This window comes from Rhodanobacter sp. FW510-R10 (assembly GCF_058781105.1).
In genome coordinates this window covers 1761480-1782585 of sequence record NZ_JBYSWL010000001.1, presented here as the reverse complement: position 1 = coordinate 1782585, position 21106 = coordinate 1761480, and the positions used below count along the sequence as shown (strand labels likewise).

25 protein-coding genes are annotated in these 21106 nt (G+C 60.9%); 17 read left to right on the top strand and 8 right to left on the bottom strand.

All coding sequences use genetic code 11. The features are described from left to right. Positions 1-96: 96 nt before the first annotated feature. The gene (locus tag AC3WJB_RS07695) at positions 97-768 is read left to right on the top strand and encodes a dienelactone hydrolase family protein (protein ID WP_492680285.1); all 672 of its coding nucleotides are present in this window, start codon (positions 97-99) and stop codon (positions 766-768) included. Beyond that, positions 765-1190: an HIT domain-containing protein gene (locus AC3WJB_RS07690; protein ID WP_492680283.1), complete on the top strand. Its 426-nt coding sequence runs from the start codon at positions 765-767 to the stop codon at positions 1188-1190. The genes AC3WJB_RS07695 and AC3WJB_RS07690 overlap by 4 nt, the downstream gene beginning before the upstream one ends. Before the next feature lie 50 nt (positions 1191-1240). Here AC3WJB_RS07690 and AC3WJB_RS07685 read toward each other — a convergent pair whose 3' ends face one another. The 3 genes from AC3WJB_RS07685 to apbC form a co-directional block, all read right to left on the bottom strand. Then, entirely contained in the window at positions 1241-1732 is a 492-nt protein-coding gene (locus AC3WJB_RS07685; RefSeq protein WP_492680281.1) for a hypothetical protein, read from the bottom strand. Positions 1733-1832: 100 nt separating this feature from the next. Next, the gene (gene dcd / locus AC3WJB_RS07680) at positions 1833-2399 is read right to left on the bottom strand and encodes a dCTP deaminase (protein WP_492680279.1); all 567 of its coding nucleotides are present in this window, start codon (positions 2397-2399) and stop codon (positions 1833-1835) included. A gap of 496 nt (positions 2400-2895) precedes the next feature. Next, positions 2896-3987: an iron-sulfur cluster carrier protein ApbC gene (gene apbC / locus AC3WJB_RS07675; protein WP_492680277.1), complete on the bottom strand. Its 1092-nt coding sequence runs from the start codon at positions 3985-3987 to the stop codon at positions 2896-2898. A gap of 160 nt (positions 3988-4147) precedes the next feature. Here apbC and AC3WJB_RS07670 point away from each other — a divergent pair, with 160 nt between their 5' ends. The 3 genes from AC3WJB_RS07670 to AC3WJB_RS07660 all read left to right on the top strand — a co-directional run bounded on the left by AC3WJB_RS07670 (position 4148) and on the right by AC3WJB_RS07660 (position 5542). Further along, the gene (locus AC3WJB_RS07670) at positions 4148-4945 is read left to right on the top strand and encodes a MipA/OmpV family protein (protein ID WP_492680275.1); all 798 of its coding nucleotides are present in this window, start codon (positions 4148-4150) and stop codon (positions 4943-4945) included. A 79-nt stretch (positions 4946-5024) separates the two neighbouring features. Then, complete coding sequence (locus AC3WJB_RS07665) at positions 5025-5435, top strand: hypothetical protein (protein ID WP_492680273.1); 411 nt, start codon at positions 5025-5027, stop codon at positions 5433-5435. Further along, entirely contained in the window at positions 5423-5542 is a 120-nt protein-coding gene (locus AC3WJB_RS07660) for a helix-turn-helix domain-containing protein (protein ID WP_492680271.1), read from the top strand. The genes AC3WJB_RS07665 and AC3WJB_RS07660 overlap by 13 nt, the downstream gene beginning before the upstream one ends. 44 nt (positions 5543-5586) lie before the next feature. Here the strand turns inward: AC3WJB_RS07660 and AC3WJB_RS07655 are convergent, their stop codons facing one another. Next, on the bottom strand, positions 5587-6501 hold the full coding sequence (locus tag AC3WJB_RS07655) for a M14 family metallopeptidase (protein WP_492680269.1): 915 nt from the start codon (positions 6499-6501) through the stop codon (positions 5587-5589). Between the two features lie 237 nt (positions 6502-6738). Further along, positions 6739-7044: a GIY-YIG nuclease family protein gene (locus AC3WJB_RS07650; protein ID WP_492680267.1), complete on the bottom strand. Its 306-nt coding sequence runs from the start codon at positions 7042-7044 to the stop codon at positions 6739-6741. A 223-nt stretch (positions 7045-7267) separates the two neighbouring features. Between AC3WJB_RS07650 and AC3WJB_RS07645 the strand changes: the two genes are divergently transcribed. The 5 genes from AC3WJB_RS07645 to AC3WJB_RS07625 all read left to right on the top strand — a co-directional run bounded on the left by AC3WJB_RS07645 (position 7268) and on the right by AC3WJB_RS07625 (position 11421). Then, positions 7268-8557, top strand: a complete 1290-nt coding sequence (locus AC3WJB_RS07645) for an MFS transporter (protein WP_492680265.1) — start codon at positions 7268-7270, stop codon at positions 8555-8557. Between the two features lie 99 nt (positions 8558-8656). After that, positions 8657-8914 carry a hypothetical protein gene (locus AC3WJB_RS07640; protein WP_492680263.1) on the top strand — a complete coding sequence of 86 codons (258 nt, stop codon included), beginning with the start codon at positions 8657-8659 and terminating at the stop codon, positions 8912-8914. After that, positions 8911-9363: a type II toxin-antitoxin system VapC family toxin gene (locus AC3WJB_RS07635; protein WP_492680261.1), complete on the top strand. Its 453-nt coding sequence runs from the start codon at positions 8911-8913 to the stop codon at positions 9361-9363. Before AC3WJB_RS07640 ends, AC3WJB_RS07635 begins: the two co-directional genes overlap by 4 nt. Continuing rightward, the gene (locus AC3WJB_RS07630) at positions 9338-9517 is read left to right on the top strand and encodes a type II toxin-antitoxin system RelE/ParE family toxin (protein WP_492680259.1); all 180 of its coding nucleotides are present in this window, start codon (positions 9338-9340) and stop codon (positions 9515-9517) included. Before AC3WJB_RS07635 ends, AC3WJB_RS07630 begins: the two co-directional genes overlap by 26 nt. Before the next feature lie 173 nt (positions 9518-9690). Then, the gene (locus AC3WJB_RS07625; RefSeq protein WP_492680257.1) at positions 9691-11421 is read left to right on the top strand and encodes an ABC transporter ATP-binding protein; all 1731 of its coding nucleotides are present in this window, start codon (positions 9691-9693) and stop codon (positions 11419-11421) included. Positions 11422-11445: 24 nt separating this feature from the next. Here AC3WJB_RS07625 and AC3WJB_RS07620 read toward each other — a convergent pair whose 3' ends face one another. Beyond that, positions 11446-11646, bottom strand: a complete 201-nt coding sequence (locus tag AC3WJB_RS07620; RefSeq protein ID WP_492680255.1) for a hypothetical protein — start codon at positions 11644-11646, stop codon at positions 11446-11448. Positions 11647-11894: 248 nt separating this feature from the next. On the opposite strand from AC3WJB_RS07620, the gene AC3WJB_RS07615 reads away from it, so the two are divergent. Beyond that, positions 11895-12122 (top strand): type II toxin-antitoxin system RelE/ParE family toxin, encoded by a 228-nt coding sequence (locus AC3WJB_RS07615; protein WP_492680253.1) that lies wholly within the window; start codon positions 11895-11897, stop codon positions 12120-12122. Positions 12123-12173: 51 nt separating this feature from the next. After that, positions 12174-12467, top strand: a complete 294-nt coding sequence (locus AC3WJB_RS07610) for a helix-turn-helix domain-containing protein (protein WP_492680251.1) — start codon at positions 12174-12176, stop codon at positions 12465-12467. Between the two features lie 89 nt (positions 12468-12556). On the opposite strand, the gene AC3WJB_RS07605 is transcribed toward AC3WJB_RS07610, so the two are convergent. After that, positions 12557-13114, bottom strand: coding sequence for a protein tyrosine phosphatase family protein (locus AC3WJB_RS07605; protein WP_492680249.1), 558 nt, complete (start codon positions 13112-13114; stop codon positions 12557-12559). A gap of 381 nt (positions 13115-13495) precedes the next feature. On the opposite strand from AC3WJB_RS07605, the gene AC3WJB_RS07600 reads away from it, so the two are divergent. From AC3WJB_RS07600 to AC3WJB_RS07590, 3 genes are all read left to right on the top strand, one after another. Continuing rightward, positions 13496-13786 carry a nucleotidyltransferase family protein gene (locus tag AC3WJB_RS07600; RefSeq protein ID WP_492680247.1) on the top strand — a complete coding sequence of 97 codons (291 nt, stop codon included), beginning with the start codon at positions 13496-13498 and terminating at the stop codon, positions 13784-13786. Between the two features lie 454 nt (positions 13787-14240). Continuing rightward, on the top strand, positions 14241-14918 hold the full coding sequence (locus AC3WJB_RS07595; RefSeq protein ID WP_492680245.1) for a class I SAM-dependent methyltransferase: 678 nt from the start codon (positions 14241-14243) through the stop codon (positions 14916-14918). A gap of 57 nt (positions 14919-14975) precedes the next feature. Continuing rightward, complete coding sequence (locus tag AC3WJB_RS07590; protein ID WP_492680243.1) at positions 14976-15824, top strand: class I SAM-dependent methyltransferase; 849 nt, start codon at positions 14976-14978, stop codon at positions 15822-15824. A 1344-nt stretch (positions 15825-17168) separates the two neighbouring features. On the opposite strand, the gene AC3WJB_RS07585 is transcribed toward AC3WJB_RS07590, so the two are convergent. Continuing rightward, positions 17169-18281 (bottom strand): glycosyltransferase family 4 protein, encoded by a 1113-nt coding sequence (locus AC3WJB_RS07585; RefSeq protein ID WP_492683130.1) that lies wholly within the window; start codon positions 18279-18281, stop codon positions 17169-17171. A gap of 577 nt (positions 18282-18858) precedes the next feature. Here AC3WJB_RS07585 and AC3WJB_RS07580 point away from each other — a divergent pair. Continuing rightward, positions 18859-19896: a glycosyltransferase family 2 protein gene (locus AC3WJB_RS07580; protein WP_492680241.1), complete on the top strand. Its 1038-nt coding sequence runs from the start codon at positions 18859-18861 to the stop codon at positions 19894-19896. A gap of 9 nt (positions 19897-19905) precedes the next feature. Then, positions 19906-21087, top strand: a complete 1182-nt coding sequence (locus tag AC3WJB_RS07575) for a glycosyltransferase (RefSeq protein ID WP_492680239.1) — start codon at positions 19906-19908, stop codon at positions 21085-21087. Positions 21088-21106: the final 19 nt, after the last annotated feature.

Sequence of the window (21106 nt, the reverse complement as noted above, 5' to 3'; positions counted from 1 at the left end):
CCGCGGGAACCGTGTTGCGCGTCCCACGCGCGACCCGCGCATCACCGGGAATGGTCCAGGCGGGTAAGCTGGGGGCATCGACCATCGGGAGCGCACATGGGCCAGGACATCAACCTCAACACCACGAGGATGCAGTGCATCGGCGCCTATCTTGCCAAACCGGCCGGCACGCCGAAAGGCGGCCTGGTGGTGATCCAGGAAATCTTTGGCGTCAACGCGCACATCCGCAGCGTCGCCGACCGTTTTGCCGAGCACGGCTACACCGCCGTCGCCCCGGCCTTCTACGACCACCTGGAAAGCGGCGTCGAGCTGGGCTACGCCCGCGGTGACTACGCCAAGGGCAAGAAGCTCGCCGCTGAGCTCGGCCTCGAGCGCGCGGTGGAAGACGTGGCCAGCGCCGCCGAGGCGATCTCCTCGGCCGGCAAGATCGGCACCGTGGGGTTTTGCTGGGGCGGCACGGTGGCGCTGCTGTCCGCGCTGCGCCTGGGCCTGCCTTCGGTGAGTTACTACGGCGCACGCAACCTGCCCTTCCTGCATGAGGTGCCGCAGGCCCCGGTGATGTTCCACTTCGGCGAAAAGGACCCGAACATCCCGCCCGACATGGTGGCCAAGCACCGCGCCGCGTTGCCGCAGATGGAGGTCTTCACCTATCCGCACGCCGATCACGGCTTCAATCGCGATGTCGGCGCCACGTACCACGAACCCAGTGCGCGGCTGGCCATGCAGCGCACACTCGCGTTCTTCGATCACCACCTCGCCGGCGCATGAGCGCGGCGTTCGCATTGGACGAGCGCCTGCGCGCCGACAGCGTGCCGGTGCTGGACCTGCCGCTGTGCGCCGTGCGCCTAATGAACGACGCCCGCTACGCCTGGCTGCTGCTGATACCGCGCCGCGCGGACCTGGTGGAAGTCGCTGATCTCGGTCCTGCGGCCCAGGCCACGCTCTGGCGCGAATGTGCACTGGCGGCCGCGGCGCTGCGCAGCGTCGCGCCCTGCGACAAGCTCAACCTGGGGGCCCTCGGCAACGTCGTGCGCCAGTTGCACCTGCACGTCGTCGCGCGCCGGGTCGGCGATGCCGCGTGGCCAGGGCCAGTATGGGGTGCGGGCCACGCCGAGCCCTACGCCGAAGCGGCGCTGGCGGCACGCTTGGCCGCGCTGCGCCAGGCCTTCACTCCTCCCTTGCCCCGCTGACTCGTCGGCGGAAGGGGGATCAAGCCCGTCGCCAGGTCGCCAGAGGCTGCTTATTGGACCAGGGGTTTGCCGTCGGCGCCGGGCAGGCCTTCGCCACCCTGGTCGCCGGCCTTGTGCCGCGGGGCGGCATCCTGCAACGTACGCGCCTTGGTGTCCTTGGGGTTGATCTCCACCAGGGTGCCCTTGTCGTCGTAGTACGCACGGAAACCATAATCGAGCTGCATGCGCGCCAGGTACTGCAGGTGCTGCTTGCGGATCTTGGAATCGTCGCTGGGCTCGAGCAGCACGGTCTTGGGCAGCTTGCCCTGATCCTTCAGGTAGGCGAAGTGGCTGCCCGTGTCGATCGCCGAAAGTACGCCGCCGTCGACAATGAACTGCCCGTCCTTGTACGCCTTGATCACGGTATCAAACTGGCCCCGCATGCTGGCGGTGGTGACTTCGTTCTTCTTCGTGCCGCCCAGCAGCGAACAGCCGACCAGGGCTACGGTCGCACCGAGCAGGATGGCGGTCAGCGTACCCTTGAGGATTGTGGCAAAGCGCATGATGGATTTTCCGCAGCGGCGACCAGTCGAATGCAGGAGTTTAACCGCCCAGCCGGAGTGACGACAGCCACGATCCGCGCCGCATTCAGCGAGCGGGCGGTCAGGCGCGCGGCAAGGTCACGCCGGTCTGCCCCTGGTACTTGCCGGCACGGTCCTTGTAACTCGCGTCACAAACTTCGTCTGCCTCGAAGAACAGCAGTTGGGCCACGCCCTCGTTCGCGTAGATCTTCGCCGGCAGCGGCGTGGTGTTGGAAAACTCCAGCGTGACGTGGCCCTCCCACTCGGGCTCGAGCGGGGTCACGTTGACGATGATGCCGCAGCGCGCATAGGTGCTCTTGCCCAGGCATACCGTCAGTACGCTGCGCGGGATGCGGAAATACTCCACCGTGCAGGCCAGGGCAAAGGAATTGGGCGGGATGATGCAGACATCCGCCTCGACGTCGACAAAGCTTTCCGGATCGAAGGCCTTGGGATCGACGATCGTGGAATTGATGTTGGTGAAGATCTTGAACTGGCGCGCACAGCGCACGTCATAGCCGTAGCTCGAAGTGCCATAGGAAATCAACTTGCGCTCGCCGGCCAGCTTCACCTGCCCCGGCTCGAACGGCTCGATCATGCCGTGCTGCTCGGCCATGCGCCGGATCCAGTGGTCGGGTTTGATGCTCATGCGGGCTCCGTGATCGGTCGGTCACACATTATGCGTCATGCCACCCGGCGTCGGAGCGGAATGGAAGTTGCCGCCATCCCGGCGCAAACCGCTCGTCATTCCCGCGAAGCTCCCTCGCCGTCATTCCCGCGAAAGCGCACTGCTGTCCGGACCGTTTCCGGAACCGCCTCGGCCTCGTCCACGGTATCGTGCCAGGACGCCGAAACACCGCCCCGGCGTCATTCCCGCGCAAGCGGGGATCCAGTGCCTTGGCCTTTACGGACATCCAAAGGCACTGGATCCCCGCTTTCGCGGGGATGACGCCGGGAGGTGGTGGCTCAGGATGAGACAACGCGGTAAGCCGGCATTTTTTGAGTCCAACTTGCGCGCAACAGTCGCCCAGCCGTTGCATCGTCATGTTTTCGGTGTCGAGGCACGAATTTATTCCGGACAGCAGTGCGCTTGCACGCGAATGACGGAAACAGAAGGTCATGTGCTCAAGCGAGTATCAGTCGGGTCAGATTTGCGGCATGCCGTCGACCGAGACCTTGCTGAAGCCGAGCGACTTGTTGCGCGGCTGCAGCGACAGGCGCCCGGCGGTATTGCGCGCAATGGTGCGGTAGCGCGCGGCGATTTCCGATTCGGGCATGGCCACCACGCTCGGGTTGCCGCCGTCGGTCTGTTCGCGGATGCGGATGTCCAGCGGCAGCGAGCCGAGATAGGCGACATGGTATTTCTCGGACATCCAGGCGCCGCCACCCGCACCGAAGATCGCCTCCTCGGTGCCGCACACCGAGCAGATGTGGGTCGCCATGTTCTCCACCACGCCAAGCACGGGCACCTCGACCTTCTCGAACATCTTCAGTGCCTTGCGCGCGTCGAGCAGTGCGATGTCCTGCGGCGTGGTGACAATGACCGCGCCCGACACCGGCACCTTTTGCGCGAGCGTGAGCTGGATGTCGCCAGTACCCGGCGGCAGGTCGACCACCATGTAATCGAGTTGCCCCCAGCGCGTATCACCGAGGAGTTGCATCATCGCCTGGGTGACCATTGGCCCGCGCCAGATCATCGGCGTGTCTTCCTCCACCAGGAAGCCGATCGACATCACCGGCATACCGTGGGCCTCCATCGGCATGATGCTCTTGCCATCCGGCGACGCCGGCTTGCCGTGCACGCCAAGCATGGTGGGCTGGCTCGGACCGTAGATGTCGGCATCCATGACGCCGACCTTGGCGCCCTCGACCTGCAAGGCCAGGGCGAGGTTGGCCGCCACCGTGGACTTGCCGACGCCGCCCTTGCCGGAGGCGACGACGATGATGTTCTTCACCGTCGGCAGTGGTCCAAGCGTGCCCTGCACCTTGTGCACGTGGATGCGCGTGGCGATGGATACCGACGCCGCGGCAATCGCCGGGTCGGCCTCCAGCGCCTCGCGCACGCGTTCGGTCAGCGCGCCGATGATCCCGGCCGCCGGATAACCCAGCTGGATGTCCACCGACACCTTGTCGCCATCCACGCCTACCGCGCGGGTCACCTCCGCCAAGGAGTGGCCCGTATGTTCGTCCATCACACCGCCGAGGATGCGGCGCACCAAAGCTTCGTCGGCGCTCATGCCATGTCGTCAGTAGCTGTCCAGTCCGTCAGTATGCCTGACTGCCCACGGCGTGCCGCTGATGCAGGTCAGCGGCACCTCAGCCCGACACCGCTTGCACGGCGCGCCAATGCGGCCGACCCAAACATTGCGGACAAACTTGGCTTTATGCTGACAGGCGATGACGCGATCCCGTTTTCCGTGTCCACCGTGGCGAGTGCTGCTGGCAGTGCTGGCCCTCCCGGCATTCTCGGCCGTGCCACCGATGGCGCGCGCGGTGGATGCGCCGACCACGCTTGCCGTGGGTGCCGGCGTGCAGCGCCTGCCCCGCTGGACGGGCGCGACCCGCCAACGCCAGGCGCCGCTACCCTACCTGGACGTCGAATGGCCGAACCACTTCAGCTTGTCCACGCTCGATGGCCTGCACCTCGACGTCATCGGCGGCAAAGTGCTGCACGGCGGGGTGTATGGCGATTACCAATGGGGCCGCGAGAGCGACGACCTGGGTCCGTTGCGTGGACGGGTCGCGTCGCTGTCACCGCGCTTGACCCTGGGCGGCTACCTGGAATGGCAGCTCAACAAGGACGTCGATGTCGGCAGCGACCTCAGTCACGATCTTGGCGGCGCGGGCGCCTATTGGCGGCTGTACGTGGACGTCGACCTGCCCACACCCGGGCTCGTGCAGCATTCATTCGAACTCAGCTGGCAAGCCATGAATCGGAGCGCCATGCAGCGCTTCTTCGGCATTTCGCCCGCCCAGGCGGTGCCATTGGGCACGCCGGCCTGGACTCCCGCTGCCGGCCAAGAGCTGGCCATGCTGCAATACCAGATCTTCGTGCCCACCAGCCAACATACGGGGCTGGCAGCTGCCATCGGCTGGGGGCGCCTGCTGGGCGACGCGGCGCACAGTCCGCTCGTGACCCGCTACGGCTCGCGCAACCAGGTATCGGAGTCGCTCGCTTTCATCTACCACTTGTGACTGTCGCCCGTGGGATTTGACTTGCTACGTCGCCTTTGTCGCGATGCCGAGGCCAGGAGCACAGCATCGGCACACGCCGTTGGTAGTCGCGATAGGCATCGAACCACGCGGGACGGCCCTGCTGCACTACGCCGCGCATGAGGCGCTGGAGGAGCGCCCCGGCGCCGACGCCCTGCGCGCGCGCATGGCCGAGCTGCTGCTCATGGAGGCGCTGAGCCTGTACACGCAGGCCACGCCGCCAAACGCGACCGGCCTGCTCGCCGGCTTGCGCGATCCGCTGGTCGAGCGCGTACTGCAGGTACTGCACGCAGCCCCGGACCGGGCGTGGTCGGTGGAGAAGCTGGCGGCCGACATCGACTCCTCGCGCTCCAGCCTGGCCAGCCGCTTCCGCGAAGTCCTCCAGGAAGCGCCCATGCACTACCTGACCCGCTGCGCATGCAGCGTGCCGCGCTCTACCTGGCCAGCCGCGGCTCCAGCGTGGACCAAGTAGCCAAGGAAGTCGGCTACGCCTCCAGCGCCGCGTTCCAGCGTGCCTTCAAGCGGCACTTCGGCGTCCCGCCCGCCACCTGGCGCCGCCGCGCCCAGCCCGTCTCCTGATGCGCACCCGCCGTCCCGCGCCACCACGGCGCCATCGCAATGAGTCAGCGCAGGGCGAAGCTGAGCGCGGCGCCAGCGGCAGCCACCTGGGCGGCGATGCATTGTTCGGGTGTAGCGCGCGGGCTGTCCGGATATACCTCGGTCGTGGTCTGGTAGCGCGCGCCGGTGATGCCAGCGCACAAGCCCAGCGCGGCAAACGCATAGGCGATGACGCCGGGGGCAAGTTCTGGTGAACCAATGATCTCGCCGCCCTCGTCGGCCGGCGCAATATGCGTGACCCTGGCCACGGCATCGAGCACGGCCCGCTGGAAACCGAGCTGCGGATTGTCGCTGTCGGCCACCAGGTAAAAACCATCCGGAATGCTCCCCGGCACGAACGCCACGCCATCCCGCGCGGCCAGCGCGGGACGGAACTCCGCCTCGTCCGAGTCGGTGGTCTCATGCAGGTCGATGTGCACCAGCACCTGGCCGCGCCAGGGCGCCACCAGGTCCAGCAACGCCGCGCACTCCGCCGCCGCACCGCCGGCGCGGAAATTGCGGTTTGGATCGAGCGCCTGCGGATTCCAGCGCTGGATGTGCTCATAGGCCCATGGGCTCACGCACGGCGCCACCACCAGGTTGAGGCGATCGGCATAGATCGCCGCGTGGGTTTCCGCAAACGCCAGGGCGCCGGCTACGCCGCTCGTCTCGTAGCCGTGCACGCCGCCGGTGACCAGAGCAATGGGCAGCTCATCGCGCCAGACGCGGCTCTTCAGCGCGAACAGCGGATAGCCGTCCGGCCGGTAATCCAGGCGGCCATACTGCACCACCTCGTAGCGCGCACGCAGGGCGTCGACGCGGCCCACCACGTCGGCAGCGTAGCTGCGCCGGCGCACCTGCCGCGCCCGCCACGCCGCCACCTCGGCCTCGCCCCACGGGTGGCCAGGCGTACCGATGGAACGGGCTGCGGAAGTCGTCATCAATGATGTCGCCGGTGGGGATGGGGGCGTAGCGGAGATTGCGCGGCACTGTAACACTGCGCGCAGATCATCCCCTGCCGCCATCCAAGCTCTCCTCTCCTCGGCTGCCGAGCACAAACCCGACTCAAAAGCCGCCTCGTGCCGTGCCCGCCCCCTGCCGCCATCCGAACTCTCCCCTTCGTCATTCCCGCGAAAGCGGGAATCCAGGGCTATTTCACCACGCCCCAAGCCTTTCCCTCACGAGGCACCCGTAATTTCCGCCCAGCGATCGTGCCAATCCGGATTGGCCGCGTCGATCAGTTCGAGTTTCCATACGCGATTCCATTTCTTCAGCGACTTCCCACGGGCGATGGTCTGCTCCATCGTGGCGTGCAGTTCGAACCACACGAGCAGCTTGGTGCCGTATTTGCTGGTGAAGCCATCGGCGACGCCCTCCCGATCCTGCCAGACGCGCTGGACCAGGTTCGAGGTGGCACCGACGTACAGGGTGCCGTTGCGGCGGTTGGCCATGATGTAGGTGGCGGGCTGGAAATCGCGCTTCATGGGAGGAAAACTACTGGATTCCCGCTTTCGCGGGAATGGCGGGCCGGGGCTCACGGCTTATGGAAGGTCGGAGCTACTGGATTCCCGCTTTCGCGGGAATGACGAAATGGGAGTTCGCGTTCATCCTCGTCATTCCCGCGCAAGCGGGAATCCAGTGGCTTTGCCGTGACGTGGCGGAAGACGGGTGCCATTCGGGCCCGACAGCGTTTAAAGTGCGGCGGGTATGACACGAACCGACGCCAGGGGGCTGACACGCGGCGAGCTGCGCACGCTGGTGCTGTCGGCGATGGGCGGCGCGCTCGAGTTCTACGACTTCATCGTCTTCGTGTTCTTCGCCGCGGTGATGGCGCAACTGTTCTTCCCGCCCGAGCTGCCGGAGTGGGTGCGCCAATTGCAGACCTTCGGCATCTTTGCCGCCGGCTACCTGGCCCGCCCGGTCGGCGGCATCATCATGGCGCACTTCGGTGACCGCGCCGGGCGCAAGCGCATGTTCATGCTGAGCGTGCTGCTGATGGCGGTGCCGACGCTCGCCATCGCCTTCCTGCCGGTCTATGCCAGCGCCGGACTGTGGGCACCGTTGCTGCTCTTGCTGCTGCGCCTGCTGCAGGGCGCGGCGGTGGGCGGCGAGGTGCCGGGCGCCTGGGTGTTCGTCTCCGAACATGTACCGCCGCACCGCGTGGGCCTGGCTTGCGGCGTGCTCACCGGCGGGCTGACGCTGGGCATCCTGATGGGCTCGCTGGCGGCTACCGCGGTCAACAGCCTCTGGAGCAGCAGCGAGATCCTGGCCTGGGCGTGGCGCCTGCCGTTCGTACTGGGCGGCGCGTTCGGCCTGCTCGCCGTATGGCTGCGCGCCTACCTGCGCGAAACGCCCATCTTCGAGGCCATGCGTGCACACAACGCGCTGGCACGCGGCCTGCCGATCAAGCAGGTGCTGCATGGCCATGGCCGCGCAATTGCCGTGTCCATGGTGCTCACCTGGTTCCTGACCGCCGGCATCGTCGTGGTGATCCTGATGACGCCAACCTTCGCCCAGTCCGCGTTCGGCGTGACCCCCGTGCACGCGCAGCGCGCGAACAGCCTGGCCACGCTCATGCTGGTCCTCGGCTGCGCCGCCTACGGCGTGGCCGCCGACCGCTGGGGCGCCTGGCGCACGATCGGCATCGGCGCCCTGTTGCTGGCGATCACCACGTTGCTGCTCTACGCGGTGCTGACCAGCCTGCCCCGCTGGTTCACCGCGGCCTACGCGCTGGCCGGCTTCGCCGTCGGCGTGGTCGGCGTGGTGCCGGTGCTGATGGTGCGGCTGTTCCCGCCGGCCATCCGCTTCTCCGGCATTTCCTTTGCCTACAACATCGCCTATGCCATTTCCGGCGGGGTGACCCCGCTCCTGGTCACCCTGTGGATGGTGCGCGACCCCATGTCCCCGGTGTGGTACGTCGCCCTGGCCTGCGCCGCCGCCGTCGCCACCACCGTGTTCATGACCCGTCCCAGCCGCGCCCGCGCCGTCGTGGCCTGACCTGCGTGTGAGACCCGCGACTGGTTGCAAGGGCTTGATTGACCATACCGTTTCATATTCGTGGCATCATGATGCCTTATCCATGATGCGGTCGCTGTCATGCGTACCACGGTCACCCTCGATCCCGATGTCGAAGTGCTGGTCAGGAAGGCCATGCGCGAGCGCGGCTTGTCCTTCAAGCAGGCGCTGAACCAGGCCGTCCGGGCCGGCGTGGCGAACGCATCCGGCGCCAAGGTCGAGCCGTTCCGCCAGCGCAGTTTCAGCCTCGGCCGGCCCCGGGCCGATCTGACCAAGGCCTTGTCGCTGGCGGGTGAGCTCGACGACCAACACACCACGCGCCACTACCGCGCGCCGTGAAAACACCCGATGTCAACGTGTTGCTCTACGCCGTCAACGCCGACAGCCCGCATCAGCGCGAGGCTGCCGATTGGCTGGAAGCTGCATTCGCCGAGCCAGCCGGAATAGGTTTTGCATGGGTCGCCTTGCTGGGCTTTATCCGCCTGACCACGCGCTCCGGCATCTTCGCGGCCCCCCTGACCATCGACGACGCGCTGGGCCTCGTCGACGACTGGTTGCACCACCCGCACGCACGCATCCTCAACCCCACCGACCGCCACGGAGCGTTGCTGGCGCGTCTGCTGATCGGCGCCGGCAGCGGCGGCAACCTCACCACCGACGCGCACCTGGCCGCCATCGCCATCGAGCACGGCGCCATCCTCGGCACCTACGACCGCGATTTCGAACGGTTCTCCGGCCTGCGCCTGGAGTACCTGCCGCTGCATGCAGTACACGACCGGCGGCGCTGAGCAAGGTGGCGCGCCCCCGCCTTACGAAAAGCCCGTCGGAGATCTTGCCGGCACCCGTTCGCGGCGGATCGACGTGCAGCGTCGCCTGGTCTACCTGGTGCTGGAGAAAGAGCGGGTGTTCAAGATTCTGCGCATGTGGACCCATGACGGGTAGCCCGCTGAGAAACATTGTCCCCACTGCCACCAGGCGGTACTCGTGTTTGCTGGAACCGATCGATCTGGCCCCTGAGCACGCGACGGTTCACGCATGACCTGCGCGGGAGTTCTTGAACTGGCCAAGGAAGATGAAACGGTTCCATTGGCCGCGTCCCTTTATGATGGGGCCGCATGGTCAGCGACCTGAAGAAAATCTGGGGCATCCTCACGCCGCCCGAGCGGCGCCAATCCGTCGGCATGCTGGTGCTGGTGGTGCTGATGGCCGCCGCCGAGACCGGCAGCGTACTGTCGATCATGCCCTTCCTGTCGGTCCTGAGCCGACCGACGATCATCCAGGACAACGCGTGGCTGCACGGGTTGTACACGGGCTTCGGCTTCGGCACCCGTCGCGCCTTCATCGTGGCCCTGGGGCTGGCCTCGATCGCCTTCGTGCTGGGCTCGTCGGCATTCAAGACGATCACGCTGCACCTCATCAACCGCTTCATCCACCTGCTGCGCCACACCATCAGCTCGCGCCTGCTCGCGCGCTACCTGCACCAGCCCTATGAGTTCTTCCTGGAACACAACCCCTCGGTGCTGAGCCGCAACGTGCTGAGCGAGGTGGACCAGCTCATGTTCAACCTGATCCAGCCGCTGTCGCAACTGGTTGCCCAGGGGGCGGTGCTGCTGGCGATGGTGCTGCTGATCTTCCTGTACAACCCGCTGATCGCCATCGCCTTCGTGGCCCTGGTCGGCGCGCTCTACGCCGTGATCTACGCCGTGGTGCGCCGGCGCCTGGCGCGCATCGGTGCGGAGCGCCAGGCGGCCAATGCGCAGCGCTACCAGAGCTGCAAGGAAGTGCTGGACGGCATCAAGGACGTCAAGGTCACGCACGCCGCCAGCGCCTACCAACAGGCGTTCGACCAGTCCTCGCGCTTGTTTTCGCGGCACCTCGCCACGGGCGATACCCTGGCCCAGTCGCCGCTGTACATGGTGGAAGCCGTGGGCTACACCGGCCTGATCGCGATGGCCTTGCTGCTGATGTCGCAGAGCAGCGACGTCGCGCGCGTATTGCCGGCCCTGGGCCTGTATGGCTTTGCCGCCTACCGCATGTTGCCGGCGGCGCAGATCATGTACCGCGGCTTCGCCAAGCTGAAGTTTTCCTCCGCGGCGCTGGAGACGGTGGGCCGCGACCTGGCACTGCCAACCACCCCGTCGGATGCCCCGGCCGCCGCGCTGGCGCCGCAGCGCGAGATCCGTCTGCAGGGCGTGCGTTACGCCTACCCATCGGCACCGGCCAAAGCCGTGCTGGACGGCTTTGACCTGGTCATCCCGGCCGGCACCAGCGTCGGCATCGTCGGCCGCACCGGCGCCGGCAAGAGCACGCTCATGGACATCCTGCTCGGCCTGCTGGAACCCCAGGCCGGCAGCCTGCGCGTGGACGACCTGCCCATAGACGCCAGCAACGTCGCCGCCTGGCAGCGCGCGATCGGCTACGTGCCGCAGCACATCTACCTGGCCGATGCCAGCATCGCCGAGAACATCGCCTTCGGCGTGCCGCGCGCGGACATCGACGCGCAAGCCGTGGAACGCGCCGCACGCGCCGCGCAAATCCACGACTTCATCGCCAACGAGCTGAAGGACGGCTACGCCACTCCGATCGGCGACCGCGGCATCCGCCTCTCCGGCGGCCAGCGCCAGCGCATCGGCATCGCCCGCGCGCTGTACCGCGACCCACCCGTGCTGTTCATGGACGAAGCCACCAGCGCGCTGGACGCGCAGACCGAACAGGCGCTCAACGACGCCATCGGCCAGCTCTCCGGGCACAAGACCATCGTGATCATCGCGCACAAGCAGGCCTCGCTGGCCGCCTGCACCGCGATCGTCTCCATCGACACCCAGACCCCCGTCACCCCTGCTTGAGGCAAAAACGGGTCACCCCCGCCCTCAACGCGATGACGATACCGGCGCCATGCCTTCTGCCTCTGTAGACCACGCCGCCAGCCGCTCGCGCACCTGCGGCTCCAGGCTCTTCAGCCCCCAGCGTCGCCCCTCGGCCAGCGCCACATCCGCGGACGCGCCATCCACCAGCGCCGCGCGCAACGCGATCATCGCGCCCACCCGGTTGCTGCTGGCGCAATGCACCACGGTCAGCCCACGTGTTGCCTTCGTGATGTCGTTCTCCTTGCTGGGATTGGATTACGCAACAAAGGGTACGTTTTCCGATGGCAAGGTCACCACCACCTGGCATCGTGCCTCCTCGTACCAAGCCGCCACGCCAACTGCATCGGCAAAGGGCTGCCTTGCCCTAGTACCAAAAAAAGTACAATACGGCCACGCGATGCCTGCCCATCCTTGCGGTTCGCTTTTACGCCAACGCTCAAGGCCGCGAGCCGGTGCGAGATTGGCTGAAATCATTACCGCCTGAGGCTCGCAAAACGATCGGCGAAGACATCAAAACCGTGCAGTACGGCTGGCCACTTGGCATGCCTTTGGTACGCAAGATGGAACCAGGACTGTGGGAAGTACGAAGTACGATCGGCGCAGGCATCGCACGGGTGCTGTTCACCACAGACGGACCTCGCATGGTCCTGTTGCACGGCTTCATCAAGAAGACTGACTAGACGCCCAAGGCCGATCTGCGGTGGCTCTGCGCCGAACAAACGAGGTTCATCATGGCCAAGCACAACGTCCACATTGGCAGCGCCCTGGATGATCTCCTGGCCGAAGACGGTGTGCTGGAAGAGGTATCGGCGCGCGCCATCAAGCGCGTCATTGCCTGGCAACTGCGCGAAGCCATGCAGGCCCAGGGGGTGACCAAGACCGTCATGGCGCAACGGATGCACACCAGCCGCTCCATGCTCGATCGCCTGCTCGACGATACCGATACCGGTTTGACCATCGACACACTGAGCCGTGCAGCACAGGCGTTGGGCTACCGGGTGAAAGTCGAACTGGCGGCGGCATAGCCACCCACCAGCAGCGTCACTCCCCTGATGCGTTGTAGGAGCCCGCGAGCGAGCGATGCTCTTGTAACCCCAGCCACACCCCCATCGTCTCAACGTGCCGACGACGCTGCCGGCGCCACCCCACCCGCCCCGGAAGACCACGCCGCCAGCCGCTCGCGCACCTGCGGCTCCAGGCTCTTCAGGCCCCAGCGCCGCCCCTCCGCCAGCGCCGCATCCGCGGACGCGCCCTCCACCAGCGCCGCGCGCAACGCGATCATCGCGCCCACGCGGTTGCTGCTGGCGCAATGCACCACGGTCAGCCCGTCACCGGCGTCGCCCAGCAGCTTGTCGAACGCCAGCACATTGCCCCTGGTCAGGTCCTGTGGCCCACGGATCGGCAGGTGGCGATAGTCGATGCCTGCCCCCTCCACCGCCGCCGCCTCGTCAAAATCCGGCGTCTCGCTGGCCGCACGCAGGTTGATGACCTCACGCACCCCGGCCGCCTGCAGCGCCGGCAGGTCGCCAGCCTGCAGCGCACCCGCCGCCACGCGGTGCGGCGCGGGGAAGCTGACGTTGGGGAGGTTGGCGAGGACCTGATCGGGCGACGGTGCGCTGCACGCGGTGGCCAGGGCGGCGATGGCCGTGAGGCTTAGAAGCAGGCGGAACATGAGTTCACCTCGCAGTGCGTGGGAGACAGGTGTCAGGGACGAATGGCACTTACTTAAGCACGACCACCCACGCTCGTCATCCCCGCGAAGGCGGGGATCCAGCGACTTTGGCAATCCCATGAAGACTTGAAGTCACTGGATTCCCGCCTTCGCGGGAATAACGGCGCTCGAGTAGGTGCCATCTGCGTCAAAGACAATCTCTGCAGAGCCGATCCGAAAAATTGCCCCCGGCACCTGCTTCCACATCCCTTGCGGCACATCGACTTCGACCGGTTGGGTTACGCTAGCTGCTGAGGATGGGGCCAAAGACAAGTTGCCGAAGCTACCCTGCCAAAACTGTCCCCGACACCTCTTTCGCAGACACACATCCTGGACTCGACGATGCTACTGGAACAACTCCGTCAAAGCAGGGACCAGATCAACGCCGCATGCCGCCGCTACGGCGCGCGCCGCATCCGCGTATTCGGTTCCGTCGCGCGGAGTGAAGAGCGTCCCGACAGTGATATCGACTTCCTCGTCGATCTTCCGCGCGGCTACGACCTGATAGCCCAGCGCATCCCGTTGCAACGACGCCTCACCGAGTTCACCGGGCGCCGCCTGGACGTGGTTCCCGAGCACGAGCTGAACCGGCACATCCGCGACGCGGTATTGCGTGAGGCCGTGGACCTGTGAGCAAGCGTTGGCATGCTTATGCCCTCCACCTTGGTGACATCGACCCAGAAACCGTACTGACGGTACTCAAGCACAATCCGCCACCGCTCGAAGCAGCCGTACGGGCCATGCTTGCCGAGCATAGTGAAGGGCCGTAAGCAAGCATTACATACACCTCACACGATATTTTTTATAAAGAAAGCGCCCCATGAAAACGTCTCTAGAAATATTCTCGACACATTTTTCCCTACTATGAAAAAGCTGACCGTGTTTCGCAGCGATATGCTTCATCGTTTGGAAACCAACATCAAGGAACAGGCTATCGCACTTGTAAAATTGACCTCTATCCTCGTCGGATATAGAAAAATCAAACATCGGTTGGCCCCAACCTCAAGAAGGTACGTAGCGACAGTCGGACACCATGATCAGAAACCTTTAACTCCGCTCGCCATTCTGTGAAACGATACGGCAGATTATGAAAAAGCAGGTTGACAAAAGCCATTACAACTTCAGTACTTACATGAGCAAGGGGCGTTGGATAAGCACATGGCACCAACTGAAAGAAGTGATCGACACGCACCCTGAAAGTATTCTCGAAATTGGTCCTGGCGCCGGTATATTTACAACCTGCGCTAAGGTCTACGGCTTATCCGTCAAAACCCTTGATCTGGACCCTGAACTTCAACCTGACTATACAGGTTCGGCCGACAATATCCCTCTAGCAGACAACAGCGTTGATACGGTATGTGCATTCCAAGTGCTCGAACACATGCCATTCGAACATAGCTTGAAAGCTCTTGCAGAATGTTGTCGTGTTGCCCGTAAGGCCGTTATTCTCAGCCTACCCGACGCCGCGCGCGGGTGGGACGAAACAATCAATTTTCCGTACTTAAGGACCTTAAGATTCGTGCTCCGCAACCCGTTTGCCCGCCGCCGAATACATGTATTTAACGGCGAGCACTACTGGGAAATAAATAAACAAGGGTACAAGCTAGTTGATGTCATCACGCAAATGCGCAGAGTAGCGCAACAATATGATATCCGTACATTTCGTGTGCATGAAAACCTCTACCATAGGTTCTTTGTATTCACAAAATTACTAGACACTAAAAACCACCTACCATCCACATCAAGACTTCAAATCTCCCCATAGTAACGATATTTTATATTTCATTTGAACGGATTCCACCAATCTTAGTAATCAAAACAAATGCCAAATAAACTCTGGACGTATCTTCGTAGCCACAAATCATCCGTTAAAGGTTGGTTCCAACGAATCGATGCGGAAATAATGGGAGCTATCTTGACCTTTCAAGATACCTCTGGAATTCAAGGAGATTGCCTAGAAATTGGTGTCCATCATGGAAAATCCTTCGTCCCACTTTGCCTTGCGCTCCGCAAAGACGAACACGCGGTCGCAATTGACATCTTCGGTGACCAACATCTCAATAAAGATCGGTCAGGCAAAGGTGATCTAGCGATATTCCGCCGTAACCTGCGAAAATTCAATATACCGGAAGTGCAGATAATCACAATTCAGAAGTCCTCAGATTTAATAACTCCCGCCGAGATTCTAGAACTCACAGGGCCACATCGAATTCGATATTTCAGCATTGATGGCGGGCATTGGAAGACGATCGTAGAAAATGACTTACGGTTAGCAGAATCGACACTGGCACATGCCGGCGTCATAGCACTCGACGACTATTGCAGGGCTGATTGGCCCGAAGTAACGTACGCTTACTCCCTCTGGCAAGATCAAACTCGCTGCGCTCTGGTTCCGTTCGCCATAGGATCGAACAAACTCTATATTTGCCACCGTGATTATGCGCGACGCTACCAAGATAGTTTACGCACTCGATTCCTCGACTCGTTCTTCACCAAAACATATCACACGGACACATCTGCGGTAGACTCGTTCCGCTGCGAACAATATCTCCAAGACGAGGCCCACTTGGCGCACGCTTGCTTGTATTGTCTACGTACTTTCTATCCTTCCCTTTACCATAGATTAAACCGTTCACCTCGAGTCCGCGAATCAACCGGCCTCAAGCAATAGCGTATGTACGCATTGCGTAAGGGGATTTTTCTATCTGTACTTGAAATGATGAACTTATAGTGCATCGATTAACTCAAAAGCACGTCGCCACGCAAGCGCAACTTGATCGTCACCATGCTTCTCCTCGGCGTAGTTTAATAACTGTGAGGTTGATACTGATCGCACAACCTCCAAATTGGAACATAGGTCGCTGATGTCGCGAAATACAAATAATCCGGGCGCATGTTCCGTATTTAGCAACCAATTGTAGAAGCAATGCTCCATCGCGAGTGTAGGAGTACCATTACACAATGCGAAAAAGTAGCTACCGCTAACAATCATGTCCTCGCTGTTATGGCAGATTATAAGGCCCCTAGCTCGGGAAACTAACTCGTCAGCTTCCTCGCCATCTAGCGCCCTAGCCATAACTTGTACATTCTTATCGTCGGCCAATTTTGTTAAAGTGTGTAGATAGGATAAGTCCTCACACGGCCCCGCTATGATTAGTCTTACATGCGAGGGAAAAGTTCGGATGAGCTGGTCTAACTTTTTGTATGGAAGGATTCTTCCGAACGCCACGAAGTAAGCTTCGCGCATCGACTGTGACGCAAAATCACGATGACGACTTGAAAGATACTTCGGGTGTGGTACATACACACGGTTGTGGCCAATATCCGCGCCAGAATGAACAACCACCAAACTAAAAACATTATCCGTTAGATTGACCACCCATCTTGCTAATGTGGCACTCCATCCTCGGAGACCGTGCGGATAGTTGTCGTGGCGTACGAATACGGTTCTCCTCGCACAGATCTGTAAGATGGCAATTCGACACAGAAAAGCTAGTGCCCCGGGAATACTGAAGCGTCCGGGCGGGGTTGAGCCGACCCATGTGTCCTCCCAATTGGAGATCGCGATGTCATATCGGTGAAATCGCAGAGATAGCCAATTTTTTAAGATCGTCCGAGTACGTGGTAGTGGTACGACGTGTCCAATAGTTTTGAGAATTTCTATTGATCGCTCAACATAAGTATTTCTTCCCGGATTAGTGAATGGAGCATAAGCAATCACTATCTCAGTAACGCTAAGCTTCGGTTTCGGCACTTGCACCTGACGGTTCCCCTCTTCTCGGTTCATATTCACTGACGTCATTTGAGCCTCTCCAAGCACTAATTAGGCTTGACTAGGACATTCGACTTCACGGCCCTTGTATGTGTAAATACTGTAGCAATCGTGTTACACCGGCACTACGATGCGCACTAATTCGGTACGCAACATACAATATTCTTTTTGCAAAAAAGGTAATGCGAAAACAATACTAATACACCACAGTATTACTTCTCACTTCAGCACTCTTCACGGACGCTAGGAGAGTGCACTCGTGGAAATTCGGTTAAGTACTTTGTCAAACTGACTTAACGTTTCTTCCAATTGGTATTTCGTAGCGTTCTCTCTAGCTAACTCGCTTAACCGCTCCCTCTTCGTGGGGTCGCTACAGATTGAGGTTATGGCTTCAACCCAAGTAGATACTGTGGCCGACGGATCGATCGATATCCCGCCATCACCGATGACATCTGGCAAACCTCCCACGCCGTTGCCCACGATGGGTATGCCGAGTCTCTGAGCCTCGATCACGACACGTCCAAAGGTCTCTGGCCAAACAGATGGCACGATTAGGGCGGTCGCCATTTCCAGCGCTTCCGTTGGATCTTCCACCCAGTCAATTCGCGTAAGATTCGGCGCGGGAGTTAGCGGTTCCAGGCCGGCTTCCGCCCCGATCACAACGAAATGTTGACTTGGCATTGCCCTAATTATCGCCCGCAATACTTCCACTCCCTTTTCACGAGAGAGAGTGGCTGCCAAGAATAATACATAAGCACATTTAGGCAATGTATAAGCATCCGGGTTATGGTCACGAGAACCCGTGGTGATAAATGGATAGATTACTTCGGAATTTATTTTGAAATCCTTCAAACGAGTATGCGTATAAACACTATTAGCTACAACGGTATCAACGCGATGCAGTGCTGAAATTAACTTCCTATGATACAAGTGACTGATCACTTTATAAATTAAGTTATAACTTCGTTTGTGACCAAAATAGGAAATGAAAAATAGATCGCGAACGAAACAAATGGTACGAGTCTTGGAGGACTCATATGGAAATGGCGGCTTTTGCGAAATTATGATGTCCGGCTGTAGGAATACTTCTACATGACGCGCGAACTTGTGTAGTTCGCGAGCATACATAAGTTTTTTGAATAATCTTCCTGCCGCGCGTAGACCATACACCTTTATCGAATCGTGTTTATGCCAAGCGATTGAGTATACCGATACCGACAAAGAACGTAACGTGTGACTATCTAGTTCGTTGCATATTACGCTGATGTTATGAGTTCTAGACAGGTGTTCGATTAACGTGATGAGCGACAGTTGAGCCCCCCCGTAAGTCGTTGACAAATAAGGGCTAACAATCATTATATTCATAACTATACCTGAATAACGACGGCGTTCAGCCCGTACTGGTGCGAGTTGAGACAATAACGAACGATAGTACGGAGTGAAGATAGAATGTTATCGAACGTTGCGTCGCGGCCGTTGACCTAAAGGGTGCCGCTATCATGGATGTGACCAGTCACGTCGCTCGCGGTTTAGGCATGCAAACAAGTGTACAACCAGTGCCGTACCTATAGGTATCAGACGACCTCGGGTAGCAACTAGTCAAGGTTCGCATGAATTTGTCGCCCGTGCGTGTTGGGGGAACATTCCGGTCCAGTGGCACTTAATTTGAGTTGATAACATGCTTCGGAAATATGCCAACATATGTATCTGTGCCATTTAAATGTGTGGTAGTAATCGAATATTCCATTGGGCGAGGTTACGTTGGCGATGATGACCATAATTTGTGCAACGCTTTTCACTGTCTGTGGTGCAAGAACACAAAATGATGAGATCGAAGGAAGCGGGTGAAGTAAGATGTTGACATCGTAAGTTCTCGCTAGTGTGAAAGTCTGATGGCACCGATAATGAAGTAGTCGGCTCCCCTTCACTCAGCATGGTCGAAGCTTTTGACGTTTTGTTCAGGAAGGCGTGCGTATTCGATATGGCGACGAACGTGATTGGACTAAGCACCATCATCCCGACTCACTTTCGCCCTGTCGTGTTACCGCGGGCGGTACGCTCCGCGTTGGAGTGTCAGGATTGCGATGTCGAGGTCATCGTCGTGCCTAACGGCGGGGACCTGACGTGGCGTTTATCACTGGGTAGCCTGGTCAACGATAGCCGTATCCGCGTGCTGCCCACCGACCGGGTCGGCGTCGCTGCGGCCCGTAACCATGGTCTTGCTGCTGCGACTCGGCCCTTCGTTCGCTTTCTCGATGACGACGATTATTTTTTGCCATCGGCGTCGGCACAGGTGCGTGTGCTCGCCGAAAGTGCGGCAGATGTGTGCTCAGGCAACATTCGAGTGGTGACTGCGGATGGCCACAATATCGGAGTGCGTCGGCAACCCACAACGACGGATTTCTGCGCGGCGATGCTGTGCCCGGGAGGGCACGCACAGGTCGGTTCGCATGTCTACCGACGTGCAGCTCTGGCCGGCTTGGCGTGGAACGAAGCCAGCAGCCTGAACGAGGACGTTGAGTGGTTGGTGGACCTAGTAGCGGCGCGTGAAATGGACTGGATCAAATTGGATGCAGACGTGGTCGCATGGGTTCAGGGCTCGTGGGCGAGGCTTTCGTACGGGAGAGATCCGGGCGCGAGTACGCTACGCCGTACTGCGGACGTCCTGCTCCGAGGGGGAGCCCGACTCGACGGGGCCGGACGGCTCGACGACGCTAGGCGGCAAGCATTGGCAAGGGGGCTCTGGGGTTTAATCCAGAAGGGCCTCCGTTATGACATCCCCTACTTTCGTCAAGTCGCCGATGCCGCCACTCGGTACGCTCCAACGGAGCGACCTCCTTCGCGACTGCAACAATCGCGGTGGATACGTGGCATCAGTCCCCTGACCATCGAGCTAGCACTGGTACCATTGCGCTGGGCGCACGCGCCGATCCGCTACCTCGGAAATCGCCTGACCAATTATCGGGCCTGATTGTAACCTATGCGTGGTCGAGCCACTTCCTTCACAAACTGGGCCGCACGCAGCGAGGCAAACGTGGTGGCAGCCACTCCACGAATAGCGATCGTTCTCCCGCGACTCGAGCTTGACGGGGTCACGAAGGTTCACATGGCGTTGGCCGGCTATTTTCGGTCAGTTGGCTTGGCTGTCGACATCGTTACGCGTACACGGCAACCAGCGGTCGGACTGAATTTGCCGCAAGGCGTTGGCCTCGTGTTGGTTGGGGAAAAGGGTCGCATGCGATTTTTCCCGGATTTGTTAGCGTATTTATGGGGCACGCGGCCGACGCACGTCATGAGCACGAATGATGACGTGAGCCTAATGCTTATGGTTGCACGAGTACTCACTCGGCAGCGCTATTTTGTGCTGGTGGGCGTACACACCTCCATCCTTGGCTCGCACGCTATCCATTCGCCAAACCGACGAATTACTAACCGGGTAACTGAATCCTTCGTCCGTCATGGTTATCGGCATGTCGATGCCGTTGTAGCGGTTTCACAAGGTCTAATTTCCGAATTGACTACAGCGTTCAGGCGTAATCCGAGCGATGTGCACCTGATTCACAACCCTGTCATCGGCACCGATTTCCCGGTGCGGCGCGACGCGCCACTTGCGATTAAATGGCCAACTGGAAATAACCGCCCGGTCGTTGGCTTCTTCGGTCGCCTCGAGGCGCAAAAAAACGTCGAACTGCTCGTGCGGGCGTTCGCTGCGCTCGGTGCGGGTTACCAGGCTGATCTGCTCGTTGTGGGTGATGGCAGAAAACATGATGCGCTCAGCGCGCTAGCCAATGATCTCGGCATAAGAAAGCGCACACATTTCGAGCCTTTCATCGATAACCCGTTCCCGCTCATGCGGCGATGCCGCGTCGTCGTGCTGCCCTCACGATATGAGGGGTACGGGAACGTGCTGGTGGAAGCGATGGCGTGTGGCTGTCAGGTGATCGCAACCGATTGCCCTCACGGACCGAGTGAAATCCTGCAAGGGGGCAAGTTGGGGCAGCTCGTGCCTGTCGACGACGTGGCCGCTTTGACCCGTGCTTTGCATCGCACCTTGAGCCGCGACGTTGAGATTGACCCTGCGCTGCTGGTGGCGGCTGGGATGGCGCATTCGGTCGAACACTCTGCCAAGGCTTACCTGCACGTCATGGGCATCACGACATAAAGATCGCGATAAGGGAATG

Excerpts from the sequence above, each read along its gene's own strand:
- AC3WJB_RS07640 (WP_492680263.1), top strand. The coding sequence starts at position 8,657 with ATGCGTACCACGGTCACCCTCGATCCCGATGTCGAAGTGCTGGTCAGG.
- AC3WJB_RS07670 (WP_492680275.1), top strand. The coding sequence starts at position 4,148 with ATGACGCGATCCCGTTTTCCGTGTCCACCGTGGCGAGTGCTGCTGGCA.
- AC3WJB_RS07690 (WP_492680283.1), top strand. The coding sequence starts at position 765 with ATGAGCGCGGCGTTCGCATTGGACGAGCGCCTGCGCGCCGACAGCGTG.
- dcd (WP_492680279.1), bottom strand. The coding sequence starts at position 2,399 with ATGAGCATCAAACCCGACCACTGGATCCGGCGCATGGCCGAGCAGCAC.
- AC3WJB_RS07595 (WP_492680245.1), top strand. The coding sequence starts at position 14,241 with ATGAAAAAGCAGGTTGACAAAAGCCATTACAACTTCAGTACTTACATG.
- AC3WJB_RS07600 (WP_492680247.1), top strand. The coding sequence starts at position 13,496 with ATGCTACTGGAACAACTCCGTCAAAGCAGGGACCAGATCAACGCCGCA.
- AC3WJB_RS07650 (WP_492680267.1), bottom strand. The coding sequence starts at position 7,044 with ATGAAGCGCGATTTCCAGCCCGCCACCTACATCATGGCCAACCGCCGC.
- AC3WJB_RS07630 (WP_492680259.1), top strand. The coding sequence starts at position 9,338 with ATGCAGTACACGACCGGCGGCGCTGAGCAAGGTGGCGCGCCCCCGCCT.
- AC3WJB_RS07585 (WP_492683130.1), bottom strand. The coding sequence starts at position 18,281 with ATGATTGTTAGCCCTTATTTGTCAACGACTTACGGGGGGGCTCAACTG.
- apbC (WP_492680277.1), bottom strand. The coding sequence starts at position 3,987 with ATGAGCGCCGACGAAGCTTTGGTGCGCCGCATCCTCGGCGGTGTGATG.
- AC3WJB_RS07605 (WP_492680249.1), bottom strand. The coding sequence starts at position 13,114 with ATGTTCCGCCTGCTTCTAAGCCTCACGGCCATCGCCGCCCTGGCCACC.
- AC3WJB_RS07685 (WP_492680281.1), bottom strand. The coding sequence starts at position 1,732 with ATGCGCTTTGCCACAATCCTCAAGGGTACGCTGACCGCCATCCTGCTC.
- AC3WJB_RS07575 (WP_492680239.1), top strand. The coding sequence starts at position 19,906 with ATGCGTGGTCGAGCCACTTCCTTCACAAACTGGGCCGCACGCAGCGAG.
- AC3WJB_RS07695 (WP_492680285.1), top strand. The coding sequence starts at position 97 with ATGGGCCAGGACATCAACCTCAACACCACGAGGATGCAGTGCATCGGC.
- AC3WJB_RS07580 (WP_492680241.1), top strand. The coding sequence starts at position 18,859 with ATGGTCGAAGCTTTTGACGTTTTGTTCAGGAAGGCGTGCGTATTCGAT.
- AC3WJB_RS07625 (WP_492680257.1), top strand. The coding sequence starts at position 9,691 with ATGGTCAGCGACCTGAAGAAAATCTGGGGCATCCTCACGCCGCCCGAG.
- AC3WJB_RS07655 (WP_492680269.1), bottom strand. The coding sequence starts at position 6,501 with ATGACGACTTCCGCAGCCCGTTCCATCGGTACGCCTGGCCACCCGTGG.
- AC3WJB_RS07645 (WP_492680265.1), top strand. The coding sequence starts at position 7,268 with ATGACACGAACCGACGCCAGGGGGCTGACACGCGGCGAGCTGCGCACG.
- AC3WJB_RS07610 (WP_492680251.1), top strand. The coding sequence starts at position 12,174 with ATGGCCAAGCACAACGTCCACATTGGCAGCGCCCTGGATGATCTCCTG.
- AC3WJB_RS07590 (WP_492680243.1), top strand. The coding sequence starts at position 14,976 with ATGCCAAATAAACTCTGGACGTATCTTCGTAGCCACAAATCATCCGTT.